Here is a 23,423-nt window from a genome sequence, read left to right on the forward strand (position 1 = left end):
TTTGTTTTCAAGTTTCTTAAAGGGTAAACAATATATTATCTTCGCAAAAAAAATTAGTGTGTCGAAAATAAAACCTTATAAAGACAGCGACCTTAGCAAAAAGGAGCAAGTAACAAAAATGTTTGATACCATTTCTGGTGATTACGATGGTTTAAATCGTGTTATCTCTTTTGGAATAGATATTAAATGGCGCAAAAAAGTTGTAAAAATTGTAAAAGAAACACAACCAAAAACCATTTTAGATATTGCTACAGGAACTGGTGATTTAGCTATTAATTTAGCCGAAACTAATGCTGAAAAAATAGTTGGTTTCGACATTAGTCCAGGAATGCTTGAAATCGGGAAAGAAAAAATAAAGAAAAAAAATCTTGACCAAAAAATAGATATGGTTCTTGGTGATGGAGAAAGTATGCCTTTTGATGATAATAGTTTTGATGCCATAACTGTTGCTTTTGGTGTTAGAAATTTTGAAAACCTAGAAAATGGTCTTAAAGAAATTTTACGCGTCCTTAAACCTAACGGCACTTTCGTGATTTTAGAAACTTCTATGCCAGACAAAACACCTTTTAAACAAGGTTATAATTTTTATACTAGAAATATTTTACCGCTAATTGGTAAAACATTTTCTAAAGATAAAACAGCGTACAAATATCTTTGCGAATCTGCCTCTCAATTTCCTTACGGAGAAGCTTTAAACAATATTTTGCGAAATATTGGGTTTACTAATGTTAAAGACTTGCCACAAACTTTTGGTGTGGCAACAATTTACACAGCATCTAAACATTAATTAATGAAAAAAGTTTTTGCCCTATTAACCTTTTTAATTGTAGTACAAACAGGCTATGCACAATTATTTACAAAGGAAAAAGTAAAAAATAACGAAAACCTAGATAAGCAAACTTTAAGTTGGGGATACTATTTTGGTACCAACAATTTAGATTATAAATTTGACTATAATGATAATTTAGGAGATATACACACTCAAAAAACTTATGGTTTTAATGTTGGCTTAGTAGGTGATATTAGAGCGAATGACTATATAAACTTTAGATTAGAACCCGGTTTAGTGATAGCTTCTAGGAATATAACCTATCCAGAAAACTTTTTTGCTAATTACGAAGAAGAAATTAATGCCAGCGATTTACTACGTGAAGTAAAATCTACTTACATATATGTACCGCTTATAATGCGATTATCTACACAACGTTTTAATAATTTCAAACCATTTGTAACGTTAGGTATAGCGACATCTATTAACTTGTCTAGTAACGAAAATAATCCTGAAGATAATAGCAACGGCGAATTTAGAACTACTAAAAACACCTTTTTTTACGATATAGGTTTTGGGATAGATTTCTATTTATATTGGTTTAAATTTACACCTTCTATACGTGGTGTTTTTGCAATAAATGATGAGTTAATTAGAGATAACGACCCAAATAGTCCATGGACAGGAAACATTAACTCTATGAAAACGCGTGGTGTTTTTATAAACTTTACCTTTAGATAATCAAACGTTTAAGCATTTCGTTTAAATTCACTTAACAAAATTGCGGTTGCTGTTGCTACATTTAAACTTTCTGTAGCTTGTAGAGTTCCAAATCTAGGTATTGCAATACGGTTAGTGACTTGTTCTTCTATTGTTTTAGAAACTCCGTTTGCTTCATTTCCCATTACCAAAATACCAGAATTTGGTAATTTTGTTTTATAAACATTTTCTCCATCCATAAAAGCACCTAAAATTGGCGTTTTGTTATTTTGTTTTAAAAAATAACTTAAATTTAAATAACTAATATTTACTCTCGTTATAGAACCCATTGTTGCTTGTATTACTTTGGGATTGTAACAATCTACAGTACCAATACTACATACTAAGTTTGTAATACCATACCAATCACATAAACGAATAATTGTACCTAAATTTCCTGGATCTCTAACATCATCTAACGCAACAATTAATCCATTGGTATCAATTTTTACTGCCTCAGGTATTTTAAAAACTGCTAAAGCTTTATTTGGAGTAGTTAAAAAACTAATTTTTTTTAATTCGGCTTGAGTAATTAAAGTTTCATTATTATTAATTTTAAAAGTCTCTGTTGTAAACAAATGATGTAATTCTAAAGTAGAATTTAAAAGCTCGTTAATGACCTTTACACCTTCGGCTACAAAAAATCCTTCAGCAACTCTATATTTTTTTTGCTTTAAACGCGTTATTAATTTTATTTGACTTTTTGATAGCATTTAAAAAATGTATTTTTGATTTTTAAGTAATTTACTTTAAATGAAAATGTACAACTTAAAAAATTATTCATTGTAACTTCTGCTTATTTGAAACATCAGCGCTCAAAAATACTACTTATTATAATAATTGGTTTTATAACCTCTTGTAATTCTGTTAAGCGTGTTCCTCAAGGAGAACATTTGCTCACTAATGTGAATATAAATGTTAATGATAAAAGTGAAGATAGCGATGTAATTAATAATTTAGTTTACCAAACGCCAAACAGTCGCATCCCTTTAATTGGTGTTCCCTTAAGGCTTTATATTTATAATACGGCAAGACCTAATTTAGATTCTATTTTAAATGCCAAAATAAAAAACAACCCTAAACGTACTGCCAGACAAAAACGTTTTCTTTCTATTAAACAATTTGAAAACAGAAAACAGTCTAAATTAGATTTTAATAATTGGATAAAACGCACTGGTGAAGCTCCAGTAATTGTAAACGATACGTTATCTAGCAAAACGTTAAAACGTTTGGATAGTTACTATTTTAACAATGGTTGGTTTGATGTAGAATCTAAATTTGAAACCACACGAAGCGACAATAAAAAAGCAACCATAGAATACACTGTAACCACTGGTGAGGCATATACTATAGATTCTTTATCTACCAAAATTGCGACACCTGTTATAGATTCACTTTATAAATTAAAAGAAAAAAATGCTTTTTTAAAACCAAAAGCACAATACAAAACTGTTGATGTTGTTTCTGAAAAAGACAGAATTACTGAGCAAATGAGAAACTCTGGTGTTTATCACTTTTCTGAAGATAATGTGTTTTTTGAAGTAGATACAATAGGAAGCACTAAAAAAGTAAATATAGATGTACAAATAAGTGCTCGAGCAATAAGACTTGAAGATACCGTTTTACGTGAACCATTTAAAATTTACAAAGTAAAAGACGTAAATATTTATACAAATAGTGATTTTAACAGACGTAACGAAAGTATTACAGACTCTACAACATATAATGGTTTTAATATTTATAGTAAAGAAAAACTACGATATAATCCTAAAACACTATCTGACGCTGTTTTTATTACTCCAAATACTATTTTTAAAGACAAAGACAGGCCGCAAACCTCAAGACGAATTAGTAATTTAAAGACTTTTAAATACCCTAAAATAGATTACATAGAAAATACCAAGGACACTACATTAACTGCCAATATATATTTAACACCTTTAAAAAAGTTTGGTTTAGATATTAGGGCCGAAGCCTCACAAAGTAACATTCAATCTATTGGTTTTTCATTAAGTCCAGGAATATTAATGCGTAATGTTTTTAGAGGCGCAGAAACTTTAGAACTTTCTGGTACGGCATCTATTGGAGCTTCAAAAGACGGAGCAAATGAGCGTGATCAATTTTTTGATATTAATGAAATTGGAGCAAACCTAAACCTTACTATTCCGCGATTCTTTTTTCCTTTTAATACCGAAAAAATAATTCCTAAATCTATGTTTCCTAGTACACGAATTAGTGTTGCTACTACAAGCCAAACAAATGTAGGATTAGACAAACAAACTTTTACCGGTTTATTTAATTACAAGTGGTACCCTAATGAAGAAGTTACTAATAGTTTTGATTTATTTAATATACAATTTGTAAAAAACTTAAATACCTCGAATTATTTTAGAGAATACCGAAGCTCATACAACACCTTAAACAGTTTAGCTTTTAGCTCTGGTTACATTACCAACAGTGAAGATTTAAGTATCCCAAGCCAAGCAGATGCATTTTTAGCCGAAGTTACTAGCGGTAATTTTGTTGGCTCATTAACTGGTGACGACATACAAACTATAAACTCTATAAACGAGAGAAAAGAAAGACTAACAGAAGACAATTTAATTCTATCTTCTAATTTTAATTATATAAAAGATAAACGAGATAATTTATTTGACACAGATTTTTCTATACTTAAACTTAGATTAGAACTTGCTGGTAACATGTTTTCTGCCGTATCTAATATTATAGGCTTAGAAAAAAATAATAATGATAGGTTTGAGTTATTTAATGTCGCTTTCTCACAGTATATAAAACCAGAAATAGACTATATAAAATATTGGGATTTAGGAAACAAAAGCATTCTTGCCATGCGTTCTTATGCAGGTATTGCAATACCTTATGGTAACTCTAAAAACATACCATTTTCTAAAAGTTTTTTTGCCGGTGGTGCAAACGATAACAGAGCTTGGGCTGCATATAGTTTGGGTCCAGGAAGTTCAACAACTACAAATGAGTTTAATGAAGCTAATTTAAAATTAGCATTTAGTGTAGAAAATAGGTTTAATATTTTTGGAGCACTAAATGGTGCATTATTTATAGATGCAGGAAATATTTGGAATGTGTTAGACGATGTTGAAATAGACGCAGCAACATTTAACTCTTTTTCATCCTTAAAAGATATTGCCGTTGGCTCTGGTTTTGGCTTACGTTACGACTTTAACTTTTTTGTAATTCGTGGAGATATTGGCTTTAAAACTTACGATCCTTCTTATGGAGACCAAAACCGTTGGTTTAACGATTATAATTTTAATAATGCCACTTATAATATTGGTATTAACTACCCTTTTTAATTGCTTTTTTAAGTCTTTATACTAAAACGTTTTCGGCAAAATAAAGAAACATAAATCGTGTTTTCTAAACCTTTATCCTATAAAAAGATTTAAAAATTGATTACTTTTACATTTCAATTTTTAATTAAAATAATAAATAATGTCACACCAAATAAAACCAGGAGTTGCCACAGGTAAAGAAGTTCAAGCCATTTTTAATTTAGCTAAAGAAAAAGGGTTTGCCTTACCAGCCGTAAACGTTGTAGGATCTAATTCTATTAACGGTGTTTTAGAAACAGCTAAAGCTTTAAATGCTCCAGTAATTATTCAATTTTCTAATGGAGGTGGCGTTTTTAATGCAGGTAAAAGTTTAAGTAACGAAAACCAAAAAGCAGCTATTGCTGGAAGTATTGCTGGCGCAAAACATGTACATTTAATGGCTGAAGCTTACGGTGTTCCTGTAATTTTACATACAGATCACTGTGCAAAAAAATTACTACCATGGATTGATGGTTTACTTGATGCTAGTGAAAAACACTTTAAAGAAACTGGAAAATCTCTTTTTAGCTCTCATATGATTGATTTAAGTGAAGAACCACTTGAAGAAAACATTGAAATTTGTAAAAAATATCTTGAACGCATGAGCAAAATGGATATGACTTTAGAAATTGAATTAGGAATCACCGGTGGTGAAGAAGATGGAGTGGACAATAGCGATGTAGATGAATCTAAATTATATACACAACCAGAAGAAGTTGCATATGCTTATGAAGAATTAAGTAAAGTAAGTGACCAGTTTACAATTGCAGCAGCCTTTGGAAATGTACATGGTGTATACAAGCCTGGTAATGTAAAATTAACTCCAAAAATTTTAAAGAATTCTCAAGAATATATTTCTGAAAAATTTGGAGTACCACACAACCATATCGATTTTGTTTTTCATGGTGGATCAGGTTCTACAGAAGAAGAAATTCAAGAAGCTATTGGTTATGGTGTTATTAAAATGAATATAGATACAGACATGCAATATGCTTTTATGTCTGGTGTAAGAGATTACATGGCAGAAAAAACTGAATACCTACAATCGCAAATAGGCTCTCCAGATGGCCCAGAATCTCCAAATAAAAAATATTACGACCCTAGAGTTTGGTTACGTAAAGGTGAAATAACTTTTGTTGAACGTCTTAAAAAAGCTTTTGAAGACTTAAACAACGTAGACACACTATAACTATAGTAACTTACAATTTATATTAAATCTCATTTTAACTAAGTTAAAATGAGATTTTTTATTTTAAATAGGTAGATTTTATTTTTTGCGCTATTAGTTTTTAGCGTCGTTTATCTCTTTTTCTAAATGGTCTAAATATAAAATACCATTTAAGTGGTCTATTTCATGTTGAAATATTATTGCTGTAAAATCTGTAATTGTTTCTATTATATGTTCACCATTTATTTTATCATACTCAATTTTAACAATTTTAGATCTATTGTTTAAAACATCTGTTCGGTTTGGTATAGATAAGCAACCTTCTTTTCGTGTTTGTTTCTCTTGAGAATAACTAATTATTTTTGGATTTAAATAAACCTCAAAAGGAAACTCATCTTTATCAAAGCGTTGTACCCAAATAACATTTTTTAATACACCTACTTGTGGCGCAGCAATACCAACACCTAAAGATATGCTATCTCTCACGGTTGCATAAAGTCTTTTTATAAAAGTATTTAAAACAACATCTGTGCTATCTGGCTTAACATAAGCGCTTTTAGACCTTAATAAAAGGGAATCTGCTGTGTTGGTAATTTTAAAAACACGCATAGGCATATTACTTTTTGCATTCATTATTTTACGTGCTTGGAATTTAGAAAAACCTGTAGATTTATTAGTTTTACTACTAATACAAGCTAGACTACAACCAAGTATTAAAATTATTAAACACCAATTATAAAATGTTACTTTATTAAAAATCATGATTATTTATTATAATTAACTGTAATATAATATTTTAACCTTTTCCATTTGTGAAAAATTTATTATATTTATTTTTATAAAATTCCCCTAAGAATTTATTGTTGCTACATAGAACATCTGGAATAACCTGAATCTCATTCTTAACAACAAATTGAGCGGAGAATTATATTCATATATAATGACATTGCCATTTAGAGCAAAGTCATGCTTATCTAATACATTATATGTATTAAATACTTATGCATTTACTTCTATAAAACCAAATATTTCAAGAGTAGTACTAAATCTACATAATGATATATGTAAGTTATTTACTTCAGTCTGTTGTTTAAAAGATAATAGTATAACCTATAATATTTAAATATAGATTAATATGAATGCAAAGCTTAAAGATTTTAATGTTGTTGGTATTGGAGCTTCTGCTGGTGGATTAAAAGCACTCCAAAATTTATTCCTTAATATTCCAGACGATACAGGAATGGCATTTATAATTATACAACATCTCTCTCCAGACTTTAAAAGTTTAATGCCAGAGTTATTGAGCAAGTATACTAATATGCCAATTTATACTGCTAAAGACAAATTATCCATTCAACCAAATTGTATATACTTAAATCAAAGAAGTAAAAACCTACATATTAAAGGCTCTAAAATTTATTTACTAGAAAAAGGTCCAAAGCATAATCTTAATTTACCAATAGATATTTTTTTTCATACGTTAGGTGAAGAATTTAAACAAAAGTCTATAGCTATAATTCTTTCGGGAACAGGATCTGATGGCTCTAGAGGTATTATTACTGTAAAAGATAAAGGTGGTATTATTATAGCCCAAAACCCAAATGAGTCTCAATTTAACGGCATGCCAAACTCGGCAATAAATACTTACGCTGTTGATTATGTTGAAGACACAAAGGAGATTGCAAATATCTTAACCTCGAAAAAAATTAACTCTAATAATATAGCAAACCCTTTTTCAAAAAAAACAGAATTAAAATTTAAATCTATACTTTTAGAAATTTACAAACACACCGGTGTAGATTTTAGAGAATACAAAAAAAACACCATACTGCGTAGAACAGAAAAACGCATGGGTATAAACAATATTGTTGATATTGATGAGTATAGTAATTTTTTAAAAAACAATCCACATGAAAAGGAAGCACTTAAAGATGATTTTTTAATAGGTGTCACTCGCTTTTTTAGAGACGAAGACGCTTTTTTCGAATTAAATGAAAGTGCAGTACCACAAATTTGTAATGCTAAAAACGAAGGAGAAACAATACGAATATGGGTTGCAGGCTGCTCTACAGGAGAAGAAGTGTACTCAATAGCCATATTATTTAGCGAATACATAAAAAACAAAAAATTAGATTTAGACTTTAAAATTTTTGCTACAGATTTAGACTCCAAAGCATTAGAAACTGCCAGCTTAGGCATTTATAACATAAATATTGTTAATGAAATAAACAAAAAAAATTTAGAGACTTACTTTATAAAATCTGGGAATAGGTTACAAATAGCAAAAGAGATAAGAGAAAAAATTGTTTTCTCTAGGCATAACCTAATTAGCGATCCTCCATTCATCAATTTAGACCTTATATCATGTAGAAATCTACTTATTTATTTAGATAAAAAAATACAAGAAAAAGTAATGCAAAGCTTCCAGTTTTCATTAAACCTTTTTGGATACTTATTTCTAGGTAACAGTGAGTCTTTAGGAAAGATAACATCTAAATTTAAAACTATAAATACAAAATGGAAAATATTTCAAAATATTATAGAGTCTAAATACTCACCAAATTCAAACAACATTTCGTCACTACACGCGCTACCAAGAATTAAAACAACAATACCATCTATAAATAACAAACCCACAATATCTAACGAAGAATACATTTTTGACAAGTACTTAAGCAGGCGATTTAGTCCAGATGCCATTTTTATTGATAGCAGCTACGATATATTATTTATAAAAGGAGATGTTGGAAAAAAATTATACCATAAAGAAGGTGTTTTTCAAAAAAACCTATTAAAAATAGTCAATCAAGAGATTGCCGTTTTATTAAAAAAAGGCATTAGAGAATTAGAAAAAACAAACACCGATATTAAAATTAATAATATTATAAATAAAACCGAAGACGATACCTATTCTTTTAATTTAAAAATACACAAACCGTACAATCACAAACTACTAAATAATTGTTATTTAATAGAATTTAGCCAAGACAAAGTAGTAGATAATTTCAAAGAATTAAATATAGTAAATACTCAAAGTAATGAAGCCTCAAAAGAACAAATTGAAGACTTAGAATATGAGCTTAAAATAATGAAAGCAGATCTTCAAAATGCCATTGAAGAACTAGAAACAACAAATGAAGAGCTTCAGTCATCTAATGAAGAGTTAATGGCCGCCAACGAAGAACTTCAAAGTACAAATGAAGAATTGCAATCTGTAAATGAAGAATTATACACAGTAAATTCTGAAATGCAAGAGAAAAATAAGGAATTAACAAATTTAAGTAACGATGTTATAAACCTATTAAACAATACCGAAATTGCTACTCTATTTTTAGATTCAGATTTACGTATTAGAAAATTTACTCCAGCAATAAAAAATATTTTCAAATTACAAGATGAAGATATTGGAAGAAAACTCTCAAATTTTACTTCTAATTTTAATACAAAAACTACAAGTAAAATAATTTCAGACTCTAAACATGCGCTAAATAAGCTAATAACCATAGAAAACCAATTAAGAGATAAAGATGGAAATTATTACTTTCAGCGCATAAGTCCATTTATTACCTCTAATAAAGTTATTGATGGCGTTGTAATTACTATAGACAATATCAATAAAATTAAAGAAATAGAATTAGAATTAGAAGAAGTAGATTATAAATACCATAAGCTGTTTCAAAATTTAAATGAAGGCTTTATTCATGCAAAAATTATAACAAATAAAAATGGAGAAGCTGTAGACTGGGAGTATATAGACGTAAACCCTGCATATGCAAAAATTTTAAACCTAGAAATTAAAGACATAATAGGAAAAAAAGTATCTAAGGTTGTACCATCTTTAATTAAAGACCCAAACCAATGGATTCAAAAATATGGTGAAACGGCATTAAAAGGGAAAAACCAAACTATTGAAGGCTATGTAGAAGCAATTAATAAATACTTTTATGTAAATACATTTTGCCCTAAAAAAGGAGAATTTGCAGGAACAATTTCAGACTTTACAGAATTAAAGAAAAAAGAAGAAGATTTAATAAAAAGTAAATACGAATTAGACCGTGTACAAAGTATTACGCACGTAGGAAGCTGGACAATGGATATAGCTACAGGTAATCTATCTTGGAGTGATGAACTTTTTAGAATATTTAAATTAGACACCAATCAACAACCACCAAACTACGAAATACACAAAAACTTATTTACAAACGAAAGCTGGGAAAAACTTTCTAAAGCTGTAGATAAAGCCATTAAAAAAGGAAAACCTTACGAGTTAGAGTTAAACATGATTAAAGCTAATGGCGATCACGGTTGGATGTGGGCAAAAGGTGAAGCCGTAATTGAAAAAGGAAAAATTGTAAAACTAAGAGGCTCTGCACAAGACATTACAACAATTAAAGAAAATGAAAAAGCTTTAATTATTGCTAAAAAACAAGCCGAAGATGCAGTATTAGCAAACAAGCACAAAAATTTCTTTTTAGCTAATATGAGTCACGAAATTAGAACACCTATTTCTAGTGTACTTGGCTTTGCAGATCTTTTACGAAGTGACGACTTAACAAAAGATAAAAAATTACGCTACATAGAAATAATAGACAACAACTCTAAGCAGTTATTAAATTTAATAGACGATATTATTGATGTATCAAAAATAGAATCAGACGAATTAAAAATTGTTTATAAAGACTGTAATGTTGCTCAACTAATAGAAAACTTAACACTAACTTTTGAGCAAATTAAAGTACAAAAAGAAAAAACACATCTTAAACTAGAAGCAATAATACCATCAAACCTTAGAAATTTAAATATTAGTACAGACCCAAGAAGGTTAGAACAAGTACTTTCTAATTTAATTAATAACTCTATAAAATTCTCAGACAAAGGCACCATAAGTTATGGCTTTCAAAAAAACGAAAACTATTTAACCTTTTTTGTAAAAGATGAAGGTATAGGCATAGCAAAATGCAAACAAAAAGAAATATTTGAACGCTTTAAACAAGTAAATTATAAAGACAGTGCAAAATATGGTGGTACGGGATTAGGCTTATCTATATGCAAAGCCATAGTAACACTTTTAGGTGGCGACATAACTGTGGAGTCTAAACGCTATAAAGGCACTACATTTAAATTTAATATTCCAATAAAAACCATTACAAATCCAGATATAGACACTGCAAAAAAAATAAACCAATCTAAAGATTTTTTAAAAGACAAAACAATTTTAATAGCAGAAGACAATACACTAATTAGAATGTTACTAGATGTAGTACTTAAAAAAACGGGAGCACAATTAATATTTGCTAATGATGGTAAAACTGCAGTAGATTTATTTAAAGAAAACCCACACATAGATATTGTTTTATTAGACATTAGAATGCCAAGAATGAGCGGTATAGAAGCTATGGATTTAATATTAAAAGTAAACCCAAAAGCGAAAATAATAATGCAAACCGCACACGCTATGGAAGAAGAAAAAGCTATGTGTTTTGAAAAAGGATGTTCAGATTTTTTAACAAAACCTATAATTAAAGAACATTTACTACAAACTTTAGCAAAATGGGTATAACAATCTAAATACGACAAAAGAAAACAAACACATTACTAGACAATACATTAGCATTAAAAAAACCTCGTTTTAATAAAACTAAAATGAGGTTTTTACATTTTAAATAACCATAAGTATATAGATAGCTGTAACTAATTTTGAGAAGTATTAATAATTTAAGTAGTTTTGTACGCTTGTAAAAAATAAACTAACAAATTAATTTTAGCACAATACTAAAATTATAAACCTGTCCTTTAACAAAATAAAAGGATATAAAACATATAAATTATGGCTTGGTTTAAAAGAAAGACAAAAGGTATTCAAACCTCAACTGAGGAGAAAAAAGATATCCCTAAAGGCTTATGGTATAAGTCACCAACAGGAAAAATTGTAGATTCAGAAGAATTAGCAAAAAACTTTTATGTAAGTCCAGAAGATGGTTACCACGTAAGAATTGGTAGTAAGGAATACTTTGAAATATTATTTGATGATAATAAATTTAAAGAACTAGATGCCAACCTAACATCTAAAGATCCTTTAAAATTTGAAGACACAAAAAAATACCCAGACCGTTTAGTTGCTGCTCAAGAAAAAACACAACTTAAAGATGCTGTACGTTGTGCAGTAGGGAAATCTAAAGGTAAAGACTTAGTAATAGCCTGTATGGATTTTGCTTTTATTGGTGGGTCTATGGGAAGTGTTGTTGGAGAAAAAATAGCACGTGCTGCAGATCATGCTTTAAAAAACAAACTACCATTTATGATTATCTCTAAATCTGGTGGCGCACGTATGATGGAAGCAGCATTATCTTTAATGCAATTAGCAAAAACCTCATCTAAATTAGCGCAATTAGCAGACGAAGGCTTACCATACATCTCGTTATGTACAGATCCTACAACAGGTGGAACAACAGCGTCATTTGCAATGTTAGGAGATATTAATATTGCAGAACCTGGTGCACTAATTGGTTTTGCAGGACCAAGAGTTGTAAGAGACACAACAGGCCAAGAATTACCTGAAGGCTTTCAAACATCAGAATTTTTATTAGATCATGGTTTCTTAGATTTTATCATGCATAGAAAAGAACTTAAAAACAGAGTCAACCAATATATAGACTTAATAATGAATCAGCCTTTAAGAGCTTAATCATAAATTATAATTTTATATAAAACCTTTCAATGTTAAAATTGAAAGGTTTTTTGTTTTAAATAATTAACACTCTTTTAAAAGAAGTAATAATAATGAGAATTTATTCTCAATAAATGTAATATACGAATTTAGCACCTTTAAATCTACAACAAGATTACTACCAAGATATGCCTTTATAAAAGTAAAATATCGATTTTAGTACTTGCAAATTTTTAGTGATTTAAATAACACTTATGCACTCTTTTTAAAAAAAACTTTAAACAGTGTACCTTTATTAACTTCGCTTTCAACTTCAATCTTTCCGCCCATTAATTCAACATGATTTTTTGTTATAAACAAACCAACACCAGTTGCATCTTTGTTATAATGAAATGTTTTATATAATTTAAATAAACTATCACCAAATTTATTTAAATCTATACCCAAACCGTTGTCTTGTATTTTTAAAACATTATACTCACCTTGAATTTCATTTTTTAAAGACACTATTAACTGTCTTTCTTTAGACCTATACTTTATAGCATTTGTTAAAAAATTAAGTATAATACTATCTAAATAAGCAGGAATAGCTTTAACGTTACAATTGTTATTTATATCGTTAATAATTTTACAATTAAAATTTTTAGCTAATGCACTTACATTATAAATTGCCTTATCAACATAGTTACATAAACTAAGTGTTTCTAATTTTTTTTCATTTATTACTCTAATTTTAGAGATTTCTGTTAAATGCTTTACCGTTTCATTTAAATTTAAAACAGAATCTTTTAACATTATAAATTCTTCCTTAGGTTTGATTTCAGGAATATCTTGTTCAACAAAATTCACCAATGTAGATAAATTAGATACGTGAGTTTTAAGATTATGTGTAACAATCTCTGCAAAATCCGTTAAACGTTCGTTTTGGGTTTTTACAATACCTAACATGCTTTTTAGTTTAAGCTCATTTTTAATAACATTTGTTATATCGGTTATTTGAGAGATAAAATACAATGGATTACCTATAGTATCCCTTACTAGTGATACACTAAGCCTTGCCCAAATAACATGACCTTTTTTATGAAAATATCTTTTTTTCATTGTATAATTAGAAATCTCTCCAGATAATAAAGATGCCATTTTATTTAAATCTAATTCTAAATCATCTTTATGAGTAATCTCCTTAAAAGTCATTTTATAAAGCTCCTCTTTGGTATAACCCAAAGTATCTAGCACACTTTGGTTAACTTTTACCCAATCACCTTTTAAACTAACAATAGATATACCTTCTTTTGCTTCGTCAAATATAGTTTTAAAAAGTTCTTTCTGGACATCGTCAATTTTCATATTCATAACAAACACACTTACAAGAATATAAATATAGATTAGAATCTATTAAGTATCAAATAAAACTATAGTTTTACGATAAAATACATGAGAAAATATTAAAAAAAAGGTTTTAGATATATAAATTTAAGAATTCAATAAAAATAACTATATTTGCCGCTCGAAAGATAAGCTTTCGTGTACATAACAATCATTTACAATAATATTAGAATGTATTTAACAAAAGAAAACAAAGAAAAGCTTTTTGCAAAGCACGGTAAAAATGCTCAAGACACTGGTTCTGCCGAAGGTCAAATTGCATTATTCACAGAAAGAATTAACCACTTAACACAGCACTTAAAAACTAATCGTAAAGATTATAACACAGAGCGTTCGTTAGTGAAGTTAGTAGGAAAGCGTCGTGCTTTATTAGACTACTTAACTAAAAAGGATATCTTAAGATATCGTGCGATAGTAAAAGAATTAGGATTAAGAAAATAATCTCAATAAAAAGACCACGCCTAACAGCGTGGTTTTTTGATATATAACAACTCTTTTTGAAGGAGTATAAATTTCAAAATTGAAGAAGCTAATTATAGTTTTTCATTGGTAACAACAACTATTACAACTACTACTACAACAACACAACTACCAATGTTTAACCAAAAAAACCGATGCTAAAAATATCGGTATTAGAATTAAAACTTATTTATGATTCCAAAAGTTTTTAAAGAGGTCATAGACCTAGGTGATGGAAGAGAAATTTCTATCGAAACCGGAAAATTAGCAAAACAGGCACATGGTTCTGTTGTTGTACAATCTGGAAAATGTATGTTATTATGTACAGTTGTTTCCAACTACAAACAAGCAGATGTGGATTTCTTACCACTTACTGTAGATTACAGAGAAAAATTTGCAGCTGCAGGTCGTTATCCCGGAGGTTTCTTTAAAAGAGAAGCAAGACCAAGTGATGGCGAAGTATTAACCATGCGTTTAGTAGATAGAGTATTACGTCCATTATTCCCAAAAGATTACCACTCTGAAACTCAAGTTATGATTCAGTTAATGTCTCATGACGATGACGTTATGCCAGATGCAATGGCAGGTTTAGCTGCTTCTGCTGCTATTCAATTATCAGATTTCCCTTTTGAATGCCCAATTTCTGAAGCAAGAGTTGGTCGCGTAAACGGAGAATTCATTATCAACCCAACACGTGCGCAGTTAGAAGAATCTGATATCGATATGATGATTGGAGCTTCGGCAGATTCTGTTATGATGGTTGAAGGTGAAATGGATGAAATTTCTGAAGAAGAAATGACCGAAGCTATAAAGTTTGCTCATGAAGCCATAAAAGTACAATGTGCTGCTCAAGTAAAATTAGCTGAAGCTTTTGGTAAAAAAGAAACGCGTGAGTACGAACCAGAACGTGAAGATGCAGAATTAGCACAAAAAATTCATGATATGGCGTACGATAAAGTATATGCTGTAGCACAAGCAGGTTCTGCTAAACATGAGCGTAGTGCTGCATTTGCAGAAATTAAAGAAGAAATTAAAGCCACTTTTTCTGAAGAAGAATTAGCAGATTTTGGTGGTTTAGTATCTAAATATTACAGCAAAGCTGAAAAAGCTGCCGTAAGAGATTTAACATTAAACGAAGGTTTACGTCTTGATGGTCGTAAAACTGATGAAATTAGACCAATTTGGTGTGAGGTAGATTACTTACCATCAACTCATGGATCTTCTGTATTTACTCGTGGAGAAACTCAAGCTTTAGCAACAGTAACTTTAGGTACATCTAGAGAAGCAAACCAAATAGATATGCCATCTTACGAAGGTGAAGAGCGTTTCTATTTACACTATAACTTCCCTCCTTTTTCTACAGGTGAAGCAAGACCAATTCGTGGAACATCTCGTAGAGAAGTTGGTCACGGTAACTTAGCACAACGTGCATTAAAAGGTATGGTTCCTGAAGATTGCCCATATACAGTTCGTGTGGTTTCAGAAATTTTAGAATCTAACGGTTCTTCTTCTATGGCAACAGTTTGTGCTGGTACAATGGCAATGATGGATGCAGGTGTACAACTTAAAAAACCAGTTTCTGGTATTGCAATGGGATTAATATCTGATGCAGATTCTGGAAAATACGCTGTATTATCAGATATTTTAGGTGATGAAGATCACTTAGGAGATATGGATTTTAAAGTAACTGGTACTGCAGATGGTATTACAGCTTGCCAAATGGATATTAAAGTAAAAGGATTATCGTACGAAATTCTTGTAAATGCTTTAAAACAAGCACGTGATGGTCGTTTACATATTTTAGATAAAATTACCGAAACTATAGAAACACCAAATGCTGATGTAAAAGATCACGCTCCAACAATGGTTTCTAGACGCATTCCTAATGAATTTATTGGAGCCTTAATTGGTCCTGGTGGAAAAGTAATTCAAGAAATGCAAAAAGAAACAGATACCACTATTGTAATTAACGAAGATCCTGTTACAGAAGAAGGTATTGTTGAAATTTTAGGTGTTGGTAGAAAAGGTATTGATGCTGTTATGGCAAAAATAGATGCTTTACTATTTAAACCTCAAGTTGGTAGCATATACGAAGTAAAAGTAATTAAAATGTTAGATTTTGGTGCTGTTGTAGAATATACTGAAGCTCCAGGAAATGAAGTTTTATTACACGTATCTGAACTTGCTTGGGAACGTACAGAAAACGTTAGCGATGTTGTAAACATGGGTGATGTTTTTGATGTAAAATATTTTGGTATAGACAAACGTACTCGTAAAGAGAAAGTGTCTCGTAAAGCTATTTTACCTAAACCAGAAGGTTTTGTTGAAAGACCTCCAAGAGATGATAAACGCTCTGGTGGACGCGACAATAAAGGTAGAGATAATCGCGGTAGAGATAACCGTCGTGATGACAGAAAACCTAGACAAGATAAGAAGGAAGATTAATTTCTAAACTTACAACGCATAAAACCTCAAATAGAAATTTTCTGTTTGAGGTTTTTTTATTGCTTCACTTTAAACCCTTAAATGTTAAAGTTTGCTTTAATAATCATAAATAAATATTAAAAACAATCTAAACTTTAGTCATGACCGTAACTCTTAAAAAACAAACAGTCAAACTAAAACTTAAGGTTGCTTCATGAAATCAAAAAAAAATACGCTCTCAAAAACATTTCAATCTATTTTAAACCGTTTTCTTATTGACATAAAAGACAAAGAAACGCGTTTAAATCTTTCAGTAATATTTAGTTCCTTTCTTTTAATTGCACTTGGTATTTATTTTTTTAGTGTATTTAGTGGAGATTTATATATGATAAATGAAGAGCATTTAAATTCTTTTTGGGGAAAATTATTTATTACCACAACTACTACTATACTAGTACTTAAAGCATCTATATTTCTTTTTAAACTGTATAGATATTATAAATACAAACCTGTAGATTCTGTTTCTAACGAAGCATTACCAATAATAACAGTAATTGTACCTGCCTATAATGAAGGTAAACAAGTTTGGGATACTTTAATGAGTTTAGCAGAAAGTGACTATCCACAAGAAAAAATAGAAATTTTATCTATAGATGATGGTAGTGAAGATGATACATGGGAATGGATGAAAGATGCTAAAACCAAATTAGGTAATAGAATTTCAATTTTACAACAACCCGAAAACAAAGGAAAACGCCACGCGCTTTACAGAGGCTTTAACTTAGGTATTGGAGAAATATTTGTTACTGTAGATAGTGATTCTATTGTAGAAAAAAACACCTTACGTAATTTAGTAAGTCCGTTTGTAGAGAATGAAGATTGCGGTGCAGTTGCTGGAAACATAAGAGTTTTAAATAATAAAAAGGCTGCTTTACCAAAAATGCTAGACGTAAGTTTTGTATTAAGTTTTGAGTTTGTAAGATCTGCAGAAAGCAGTTTAAACTCTGTACTTTGTACTCCAGGAGCTTTAGCCGCATATAGAAGCACTGCTGTGCATAAATGTTTACCAGAATGGATTAACCAAACCTTTATGGGAAAACCATCAGATATAGGAGAAGACAGAGCAATTACAAACATGATTTTAAAGCAAGGTAAGCATGTATTATTTCAAAAAAATGCTGTCGCTTATACAAATGTACCAGAAGAATATACTGGTTTATATAAAATGTTTATTAGATGGGGACGAAGTAATGTGAGAGAAAACCTTTCTATGGCTCAATATGTATTTACAAATTTTAGAAAAAGTAAAAAATCCGGAACTAGAATATTATTTATAAGCCAATTTTTAGAGATGTTATTAAGTTTTCCTTTTCTTATAATTATGCTTTTATTTGTAGCAACACATCCTTTACTATTTTTAGGTTCAACTTTCTTAAGCATTTTAGTATTATCTAGTTTCTCTGTAATATTTTATGCATACCGTTATACAATTTCAGAATCTATATGGGCATATTCATATAGCATATTATATACTTTTGGATTATTCTGGATAACACCGTACGCTATTGCTACAGCAAGTAGAAGAGGTTGGTTAACTCGTGGTTTAGCAGAAAAAAAATAAACTTATACTTAATTATAAAATAAAAAAATGCAGTCTCTATTTTAAAATAGAGACTGCATTTTTTTATATAAAAACTTAAAGTACACGCAACCTTTTGTTTTTTATGGGACTATAGAGAAAGAAACAATTTAAAGTTATGAAAAATATAAAGCAATTTTTAATCTATTTATTATTTATAATAACAAGCTCTTGCACAAGTGAAATTGAGACATTAGAAAATAGTAATAACACAAACAATTTGGTAAACTATATATATAAAACTTATAATACAAATAATGGTCAAGTTTTAGATTCTATAAATTTCTTAATTCAAGAAAATAAAATTCTCTCATCTATTAAACATAATTCACTAACTTCTAATATTTATAAAACAACTTATCATTATCAAAATGAAAATCTTATAGAAATTAAATCTTATTTGAATAATTCATTAGATGTTATAACTACTTTTTCTTATGATTTTAATGGTAATTTGACTCAATATTTAAAAGAAAATATTAACACGATAAACCAAAATTCACAATTTACTAAGCACGATTTTATACATGATATAGATACTATTTTCTCTACAACAAAATTTAGTTTAGATGGTGTAAACTTCAGTAATTCACAAAGCGAATATAAAATTGTAATAGATAATGATAATAATAGAATTTATTTCGAAGATAAAGATAATATTAACAATGAAACCACATATAAAATTAGTACTTATGATGCCAATAATAATTTAGAACTTGAAGAAGAATATTTAAGCTTAGAAAATCAAGAAAACACATTAAATTATTATTTAAACCACAATTATAACAGTGGAAGCAACCTATTCTACAAGGTGAATAAAAATACATATAGCAAAAAAACTTTAATGCTTTTATACCACCTTCAAAGTAATGCTATTAACAATATTAATTCAAAAAGTATTTCTCCAAATACTTTAAGTCAATTTTCAACAAGTTTTGGAAATAGTGCTTTTAATTTTCAAATAAATAACACTACAAACAATGATAATCAAACTATATTCAGTGATTTCAAAACACTTATTAGTAACGAACTAATTAGTCATTTTAGTCAGGAGTTTATTTTTGACTAAACATATTTAATCAGCTCTATGATATTAATTTTAAGATATATTTATATAAGTAAAAAAAGTAATGGTAAATACAACAGAGAACCTTACTAAATAAAAACATTTTTGGATTTAGAAAAACTCATAAAAGCTTGTAAAAAAAACAACCTAAAAGCTCAAAGTGAATTATACAGTAAGTATAAAGATTCACTGTATCTTCTTTGCTTAAAGTATTGTAAAAATGTAGAAGAAGCAGAAGACAATCTTCAAGACTCTTTTATATCAATTTTTAAAAGCATAAAAAAATATAATAATAAAGGGTCTTTTGAAGGCTGGATGAAACGTATTACAATAAATAAAGCAATAGACAAATACAAAAAAGAAAGCTTTATTAATGTTATTATTAATAATGACTTATTAAAAGACGATATCGTAGAGGTAGAACCTATATCATTATCTCTAGACGAATTATTAGAAGCAATACAAGAATTGCCTACAAGATATAGACTCGTTTTTAATTTATACGAATTAGACAATTTCACGCATCAAGAAATAGCACAGCTATTATCTATATCTGTAGGTACTTCAAAATCCAATTTACATAGAGCAAAATCATTGCTTAGAGATAACATTAATAAAAAGAGCAATAATAAATTAAACAAAAAATCTAATGGAAACTAACAAAGACGTAGGTTCTCAAATAAACGAGCTCTTAAAAAAGCATAAAGTTTCCCCTAACAACAATGTTTGGGAACAATTAGAGATAGGATTAAAAGAAAAAAGAAAAAAAAGAAGAGTTTTAATATTATGGTTATTTTCTGGGTCTGCGATTTTAATAATTAGTAGCATGTTAATATTTAATAATTTTAGTAATACAAAAAGTAATAATAACAGTTCCATACAAGTTATTAGAAAAGAAAACTTACAGAATATAAATATTAAGACAGAACAAAAAATTAATACTCAAAGCGCTCCAGTACCATATCAAATAGTAAAAAAAATAAATACAAATCAAACTACAATCAATAATAAAATAAACAAACCAAAAAAAAATTATAATAATCTTTCCAGTCTAAACGAAAACAACACAAAAAAGTCTAGAAATACTTATTTAGTAAAAAACAACAAACAAGCTAATAATTTTAAAAACACCAATTCATCACAAGAGAACACTTATAAAACGAACACTACTCAAAATAAAAAAACAGCTCATTTAACTAAAGAAGATCAAAAAAATAATATTAGCATTGTAGAAAAGAAAGAAGAAGAAGAAGAAGAAGAAGAACTTCTAGATAAAAAAAGTAAATTAAACCCTTTTAAAAAGTGGAGCGTTTACCCTTATGTTTCTTTAGATTATTATAGTAACTTTAATACCAGTTTAAAAAATAATACAACCATAAATTATGGTATATATCTAAATTATTTAGCTACCGAAGGTATAAGCTTGAGAATTGGAGTTAAAAAACTTAATTTTGAATATACTTTACAAAAGCAATCTGTAACCACTTTTCAAGAGCTAAGTTATATCGAAATCCCTATTGAAGCCAAATACAGGATAATCAATAAAAAAATTAGTGCATCAGCTATAATTGGGATAAGCTATCTTATCATGGAGGATGCAAACATTATTACAAATAATACAAGAGATTCTAATAATAATCAATTTAGTGATTCTGGACTATCTATAAATGCTGGTTTTGGTTTCAAAAAACAAATTATAAACAAACTAAATTTAAATGTAGAACCTATATTTAAATATCATTTTAAAACTTATAGAGAACAATCAGACCTTTCAATATTTACTGTATCTATTTTAGCCGGTCTTGAATATCACTTTTAATAAAAAAATATTATTTATAATTTAAAGTATTGAAAAAAGCCTATCTCAAAAAGAATAGGCTTGTTTTTTGGCACGCACTCAAATTAACACTGACATTTCCTCATAAAACCGACAGCTTGTCACCCAAGTCATTATTTAAAAATTAAAAATACCTCAACATAAAAGCCTTAGAATTATCATACTGTTAGCTTATAACCATATAATTATCATATTCATTATTCTTCAAAATTAATTCTGTTTTTTCGGGTTACCGTATAATCCTTGTGCATACTAATACGTATTATATTAATAAACAACACTTTAACAAAACAAATGAAAGTATTAGTAATAGGCGCAGGAAACATGGGATTAACGTATGCCGAAGGCATGGCAAATAGCGCAGTGTTAAATCAACACAAACTTAAAATCTATGACACTGACCCTAAGAAAATTAAAAAACTAAAAAAAGATTCAAGGTTTCAGGTTTTTGACAGTCTTGAAGATTGCCTACCAAGTGCAGATATTATTTTTATCGCCGTAAAACCATACCATAGTGACGATTTATTTAGCACAATGAAGTCTATGCTTAACCACGATCAGCTTTTTGTATCATTAATGGCTGGCGTAACAATAGAAACTATACAACAAAAATTAAATACAGGAAAGGTAGTGAGAACAATGCCTAATTTACCTGCACAAGTTGGAAAGGGCGTAACATCTTATACAGAGTCTGAAAAGGTTTCTAAAGTAGAACTCATAATGGTAAGAACTCTACTAGACACAACAGGCACTTCAATACATGTAACTACAGAAAAATTTATTGATGCCTCTACTGGAATTTCAGGAAGTGGTCCTGCATATGTCTTTTATTTTATGCAATCAATGCTTGAAGCTGCCTTAAAAATGGGCTTTTCAGATTACGATTCTAAAATACTTGTGAGTAGCACGTTTGAAGGTGCAATAGAACTTTTTAACCAATCTAATTTATCACCAGAATCTTGGATTAACCGTGTTGCATCAAAAGGAGGAACAACTCAAGCAGCCATAGATAGTATGGAAGATAATAATGTAAAACAACTTATACAAGATGCCGCTTACGCTGCATTCGACAGAGCAATAGAATTAGGAAAAGAAAAATAAAATGGACGACAGTATTAAAGACGATAGTATAAAAAGAGTAGTAGTTAAAGTTGGTACAAACGTATTAACAAATAAAGACAACCGTATTTTAGGTCCGGTACTTCGAGAATTGGTAAGGCAAATCTCTGTGCTAGACGAAAGAAATATACAAGTTGTACTTGTAACTTCAGGTTCTGCTATTGCCGGTAAAGAAGTTTTAGGAAATATTCAAGAAACCGAAGCATCTGTTAGACGTCAAATATATTCCTCGGTTGGACAACCACGATTAATGAGACACTATTATAGTTTATTTCATGATTACGGTATGCGTTGCGCACAAATTTTAGCAACAAAAAGAGATTTCGATCCAGGAAAACATAGAGAAAACATGATTAGTTGTTATGAAGGTTTATTAGCCGAAGGCGTTACACCTATAGCAAACGAAGATGATGCAGTATCATTAAGTATGTCTATGTTTTCAGACAATGATGAGCTAGCAAGTTTAGTAGCAGAGTTAATAGATGCAGACCGCTTAATTATTTTATCAGACACAGATGGTCTTTACACAGGACACCCAGAAGATAAAAACTCTAGAAAACTTACAGAAGTCACAGTAGACCAAAATGTAGAAAAATATGTGCAATCCAACTCTAAAAAAGAAGGAGAAGGTCGTGGCGGCATGGCTTCAAAATTAAAAATCGCAAAAGTAACCGCTAAAAAAAACATTCCTACCTACATAGCATCAGGAAAAAGAGAAAATGTAATTGTTGATATTATTAACAATAAGCAAGTAGGAACAAAATTTATTCACTAAAAATT

The 23,423-nt window shown here is 29.3% G+C and carries 17 protein-coding genes; 14 read left to right on the forward strand and 3 right to left on the reverse strand.

Features of this window, described 5'->3' with window-relative positions; genetic code table 11:
- Positions 1-58 precede the first annotated feature (58 nt).
- Positions 59-787: a bifunctional demethylmenaquinone methyltransferase/2-methoxy-6-polyprenyl-1,4-benzoquinol methylase UbiE gene (gene ubiE / locus LACAL_RS02655; RefSeq protein ID WP_013869154.1), complete on the forward strand. Its 729-nt coding sequence runs from the start codon at positions 59-61 to the stop codon at positions 785-787.
- Between the two features lie 3 nt (positions 788-790).
- Positions 791-1,510 (forward strand): porin family protein, encoded by a 720-nt coding sequence (locus LACAL_RS02660; protein ID WP_013869155.1) that lies wholly within the window; start codon positions 791-793, stop codon positions 1,508-1,510.
- Between the two features lie 8 nt (positions 1,511-1,518).
- On the opposite strand, the gene LACAL_RS02665 is transcribed toward LACAL_RS02660, so the two are convergent.
- Positions 1,519-2,241, reverse strand: coding sequence for an RNA methyltransferase (locus LACAL_RS02665; protein ID WP_013869156.1), 723 nt, complete (start codon positions 2,239-2,241; stop codon positions 1,519-1,521).
- Positions 2,242-2,328: 87 nt separating this feature from the next.
- On the opposite strand from LACAL_RS02665, the gene LACAL_RS02670 reads away from it, so the two are divergent.
- Positions 2,329-4,860 carry a BamA/TamA family outer membrane protein gene (locus tag LACAL_RS02670; RefSeq protein ID WP_013869157.1) on the forward strand — a complete coding sequence of 844 codons (2,532 nt, stop codon included), beginning with the start codon at positions 2,329-2,331 and terminating at the stop codon, positions 4,858-4,860.
- Between the two features lie 139 nt (positions 4,861-4,999).
- Positions 5,000-6,067 (forward strand): class II fructose-bisphosphate aldolase, encoded by a 1,068-nt coding sequence (fbaA, locus tag LACAL_RS02675; RefSeq protein ID WP_013869158.1) that lies wholly within the window; start codon positions 5,000-5,002, stop codon positions 6,065-6,067.
- Positions 6,068-6,160: 93 nt separating this feature from the next.
- Here the strand turns inward: fbaA and def are convergent, their stop codons facing one another.
- On the reverse strand, positions 6,161-6,808 hold the full coding sequence (gene def, locus LACAL_RS02680; protein WP_013869159.1) for a peptide deformylase: 648 nt from the start codon (positions 6,806-6,808) through the stop codon (positions 6,161-6,163).
- 373 nt (positions 6,809-7,181) lie between these two features.
- Between def and LACAL_RS02685 the strand changes: the two genes are divergently transcribed.
- Together LACAL_RS02685 and accD are read left to right on the forward strand one after the other, a co-directional pair.
- On the forward strand, positions 7,182-11,606 hold the full coding sequence (locus LACAL_RS02685) for a CheR family methyltransferase (RefSeq protein WP_013869160.1): 4,425 nt from the start codon (positions 7,182-7,184) through the stop codon (positions 11,604-11,606).
- A gap of 267 nt (positions 11,607-11,873) precedes the next feature.
- The gene (gene accD / locus LACAL_RS02690; protein WP_013869161.1) at positions 11,874-12,731 is read left to right on the forward strand and encodes an acetyl-CoA carboxylase, carboxyltransferase subunit beta; all 858 of its coding nucleotides are present in this window, start codon (positions 11,874-11,876) and stop codon (positions 12,729-12,731) included.
- Between the two features lie 234 nt (positions 12,732-12,965).
- On the opposite strand, the gene LACAL_RS02695 is transcribed toward accD, so the two are convergent.
- Positions 12,966-14,066, reverse strand: coding sequence for a PAS domain S-box protein (locus tag LACAL_RS02695; RefSeq protein ID WP_013869162.1), 1,101 nt, complete (start codon positions 14,064-14,066; stop codon positions 12,966-12,968).
- 204 nt (positions 14,067-14,270) lie between these two features.
- Here LACAL_RS02695 and rpsO point away from each other — a divergent pair, with 204 nt between their 5' ends.
- From rpsO to proB, 8 genes are all read left to right on the forward strand, one after another.
- Positions 14,271-14,540, forward strand: coding sequence for a 30S ribosomal protein S15 (gene rpsO / locus LACAL_RS02700; RefSeq protein ID WP_013869163.1), 270 nt, complete (start codon positions 14,271-14,273; stop codon positions 14,538-14,540).
- 210 nt (positions 14,541-14,750) lie between these two features.
- Positions 14,751-17,003 (forward strand): polyribonucleotide nucleotidyltransferase, encoded by a 2,253-nt coding sequence (locus tag LACAL_RS02705; RefSeq protein ID WP_013869164.1) that lies wholly within the window; start codon positions 14,751-14,753, stop codon positions 17,001-17,003.
- A 193-nt stretch (positions 17,004-17,196) separates the two neighbouring features.
- Complete coding sequence (locus LACAL_RS02710; protein WP_013869165.1) at positions 17,197-18,603, forward strand: glycosyltransferase family 2 protein; 1,407 nt, start codon at positions 17,197-17,199, stop codon at positions 18,601-18,603.
- A gap of 136 nt (positions 18,604-18,739) precedes the next feature.
- On the forward strand, positions 18,740-19,690 hold the full coding sequence (locus LACAL_RS02715) for a hypothetical protein (RefSeq protein ID WP_013869166.1): 951 nt from the start codon (positions 18,740-18,742) through the stop codon (positions 19,688-19,690).
- Between the two features lie 102 nt (positions 19,691-19,792).
- Positions 19,793-20,347 carry an RNA polymerase sigma factor gene (locus LACAL_RS02720; RefSeq protein ID WP_013869167.1) on the forward strand — a complete coding sequence of 185 codons (555 nt, stop codon included), beginning with the start codon at positions 19,793-19,795 and terminating at the stop codon, positions 20,345-20,347.
- A complete protein-coding gene (locus tag LACAL_RS02725; protein WP_013869168.1) occupies positions 20,337-21,506 on the forward strand; it encodes an outer membrane beta-barrel protein in 1,170 nt (389 codons plus the stop codon). Before LACAL_RS02720 ends, LACAL_RS02725 begins: the two co-directional genes overlap by 11 nt.
- Before the next feature lie 312 nt (positions 21,507-21,818).
- Complete coding sequence (gene proC / locus LACAL_RS02730; RefSeq protein WP_013869169.1) at positions 21,819-22,625, forward strand: pyrroline-5-carboxylate reductase; 807 nt, start codon at positions 21,819-21,821, stop codon at positions 22,623-22,625.
- Position 22,626: 1 nt separating this feature from the next.
- Complete coding sequence (gene proB / locus LACAL_RS02735) at positions 22,627-23,418, forward strand: glutamate 5-kinase (protein ID WP_013869170.1); 792 nt, start codon at positions 22,627-22,629, stop codon at positions 23,416-23,418.
- The last annotated feature ends 5 nt before the right edge of the window (positions 23,419-23,423 follow it).

Source organism: Lacinutrix sp. 5H-3-7-4, from assembly GCF_000211855.2.
In the GTDB taxonomy this organism is placed as follows: Bacteria; Bacteroidota; Bacteroidia; order Flavobacteriales; family Flavobacteriaceae; genus Lacinutrix.

Bases quoted from the DNA above. Each gene is read 5' to 3' on its own strand.
- accD (WP_013869161.1), top strand. From the start codon at position 11,874: ATGGCTTGGTTTAAAAGAAAGACAAAAGGTATTCAAACCTCAACTGAG.
- rpsO (WP_013869163.1), top strand. From the start codon at position 14,271: ATGTATTTAACAAAAGAAAACAAAGAAAAGCTTTTTGCAAAGCACGGT.
- LACAL_RS02725 (WP_013869168.1), top strand. From the start codon at position 20,337: ATGGAAACTAACAAAGACGTAGGTTCTCAAATAAACGAGCTCTTAAAA.
- LACAL_RS02660 (WP_013869155.1), top strand. From the start codon at position 791: ATGAAAAAAGTTTTTGCCCTATTAACCTTTTTAATTGTAGTACAAACA.
- LACAL_RS02705 (WP_013869164.1), top strand. From the start codon at position 14,751: ATGATTCCAAAAGTTTTTAAAGAGGTCATAGACCTAGGTGATGGAAGA.
- LACAL_RS02685 (WP_013869160.1), top strand. From the start codon at position 7,182: ATGAATGCAAAGCTTAAAGATTTTAATGTTGTTGGTATTGGAGCTTCT.
- LACAL_RS02715 (WP_013869166.1), top strand. From the start codon at position 18,740: ATGAAAAATATAAAGCAATTTTTAATCTATTTATTATTTATAATAACA.
- proB (WP_013869170.1), top strand. From the start codon at position 22,627: ATGGACGACAGTATTAAAGACGATAGTATAAAAAGAGTAGTAGTTAAA.
- LACAL_RS02710 (WP_013869165.1), top strand. From the start codon at position 17,197: ATGAAATCAAAAAAAAATACGCTCTCAAAAACATTTCAATCTATTTTA.
- LACAL_RS02665 (WP_013869156.1), bottom strand. From the start codon at position 2,241: ATGCTATCAAAAAGTCAAATAAAATTAATAACGCGTTTAAAGCAAAAA.
- fbaA (WP_013869158.1), top strand. From the start codon at position 5,000: ATGTCACACCAAATAAAACCAGGAGTTGCCACAGGTAAAGAAGTTCAA.
- def (WP_013869159.1), bottom strand. From the start codon at position 6,808: ATGATTTTTAATAAAGTAACATTTTATAATTGGTGTTTAATAATTTTA.
- proC (WP_013869169.1), top strand. From the start codon at position 21,819: ATGAAAGTATTAGTAATAGGCGCAGGAAACATGGGATTAACGTATGCC.
- LACAL_RS02695 (WP_013869162.1), bottom strand. From the start codon at position 14,066: ATGAATATGAAAATTGACGATGTCCAGAAAGAACTTTTTAAAACTATA.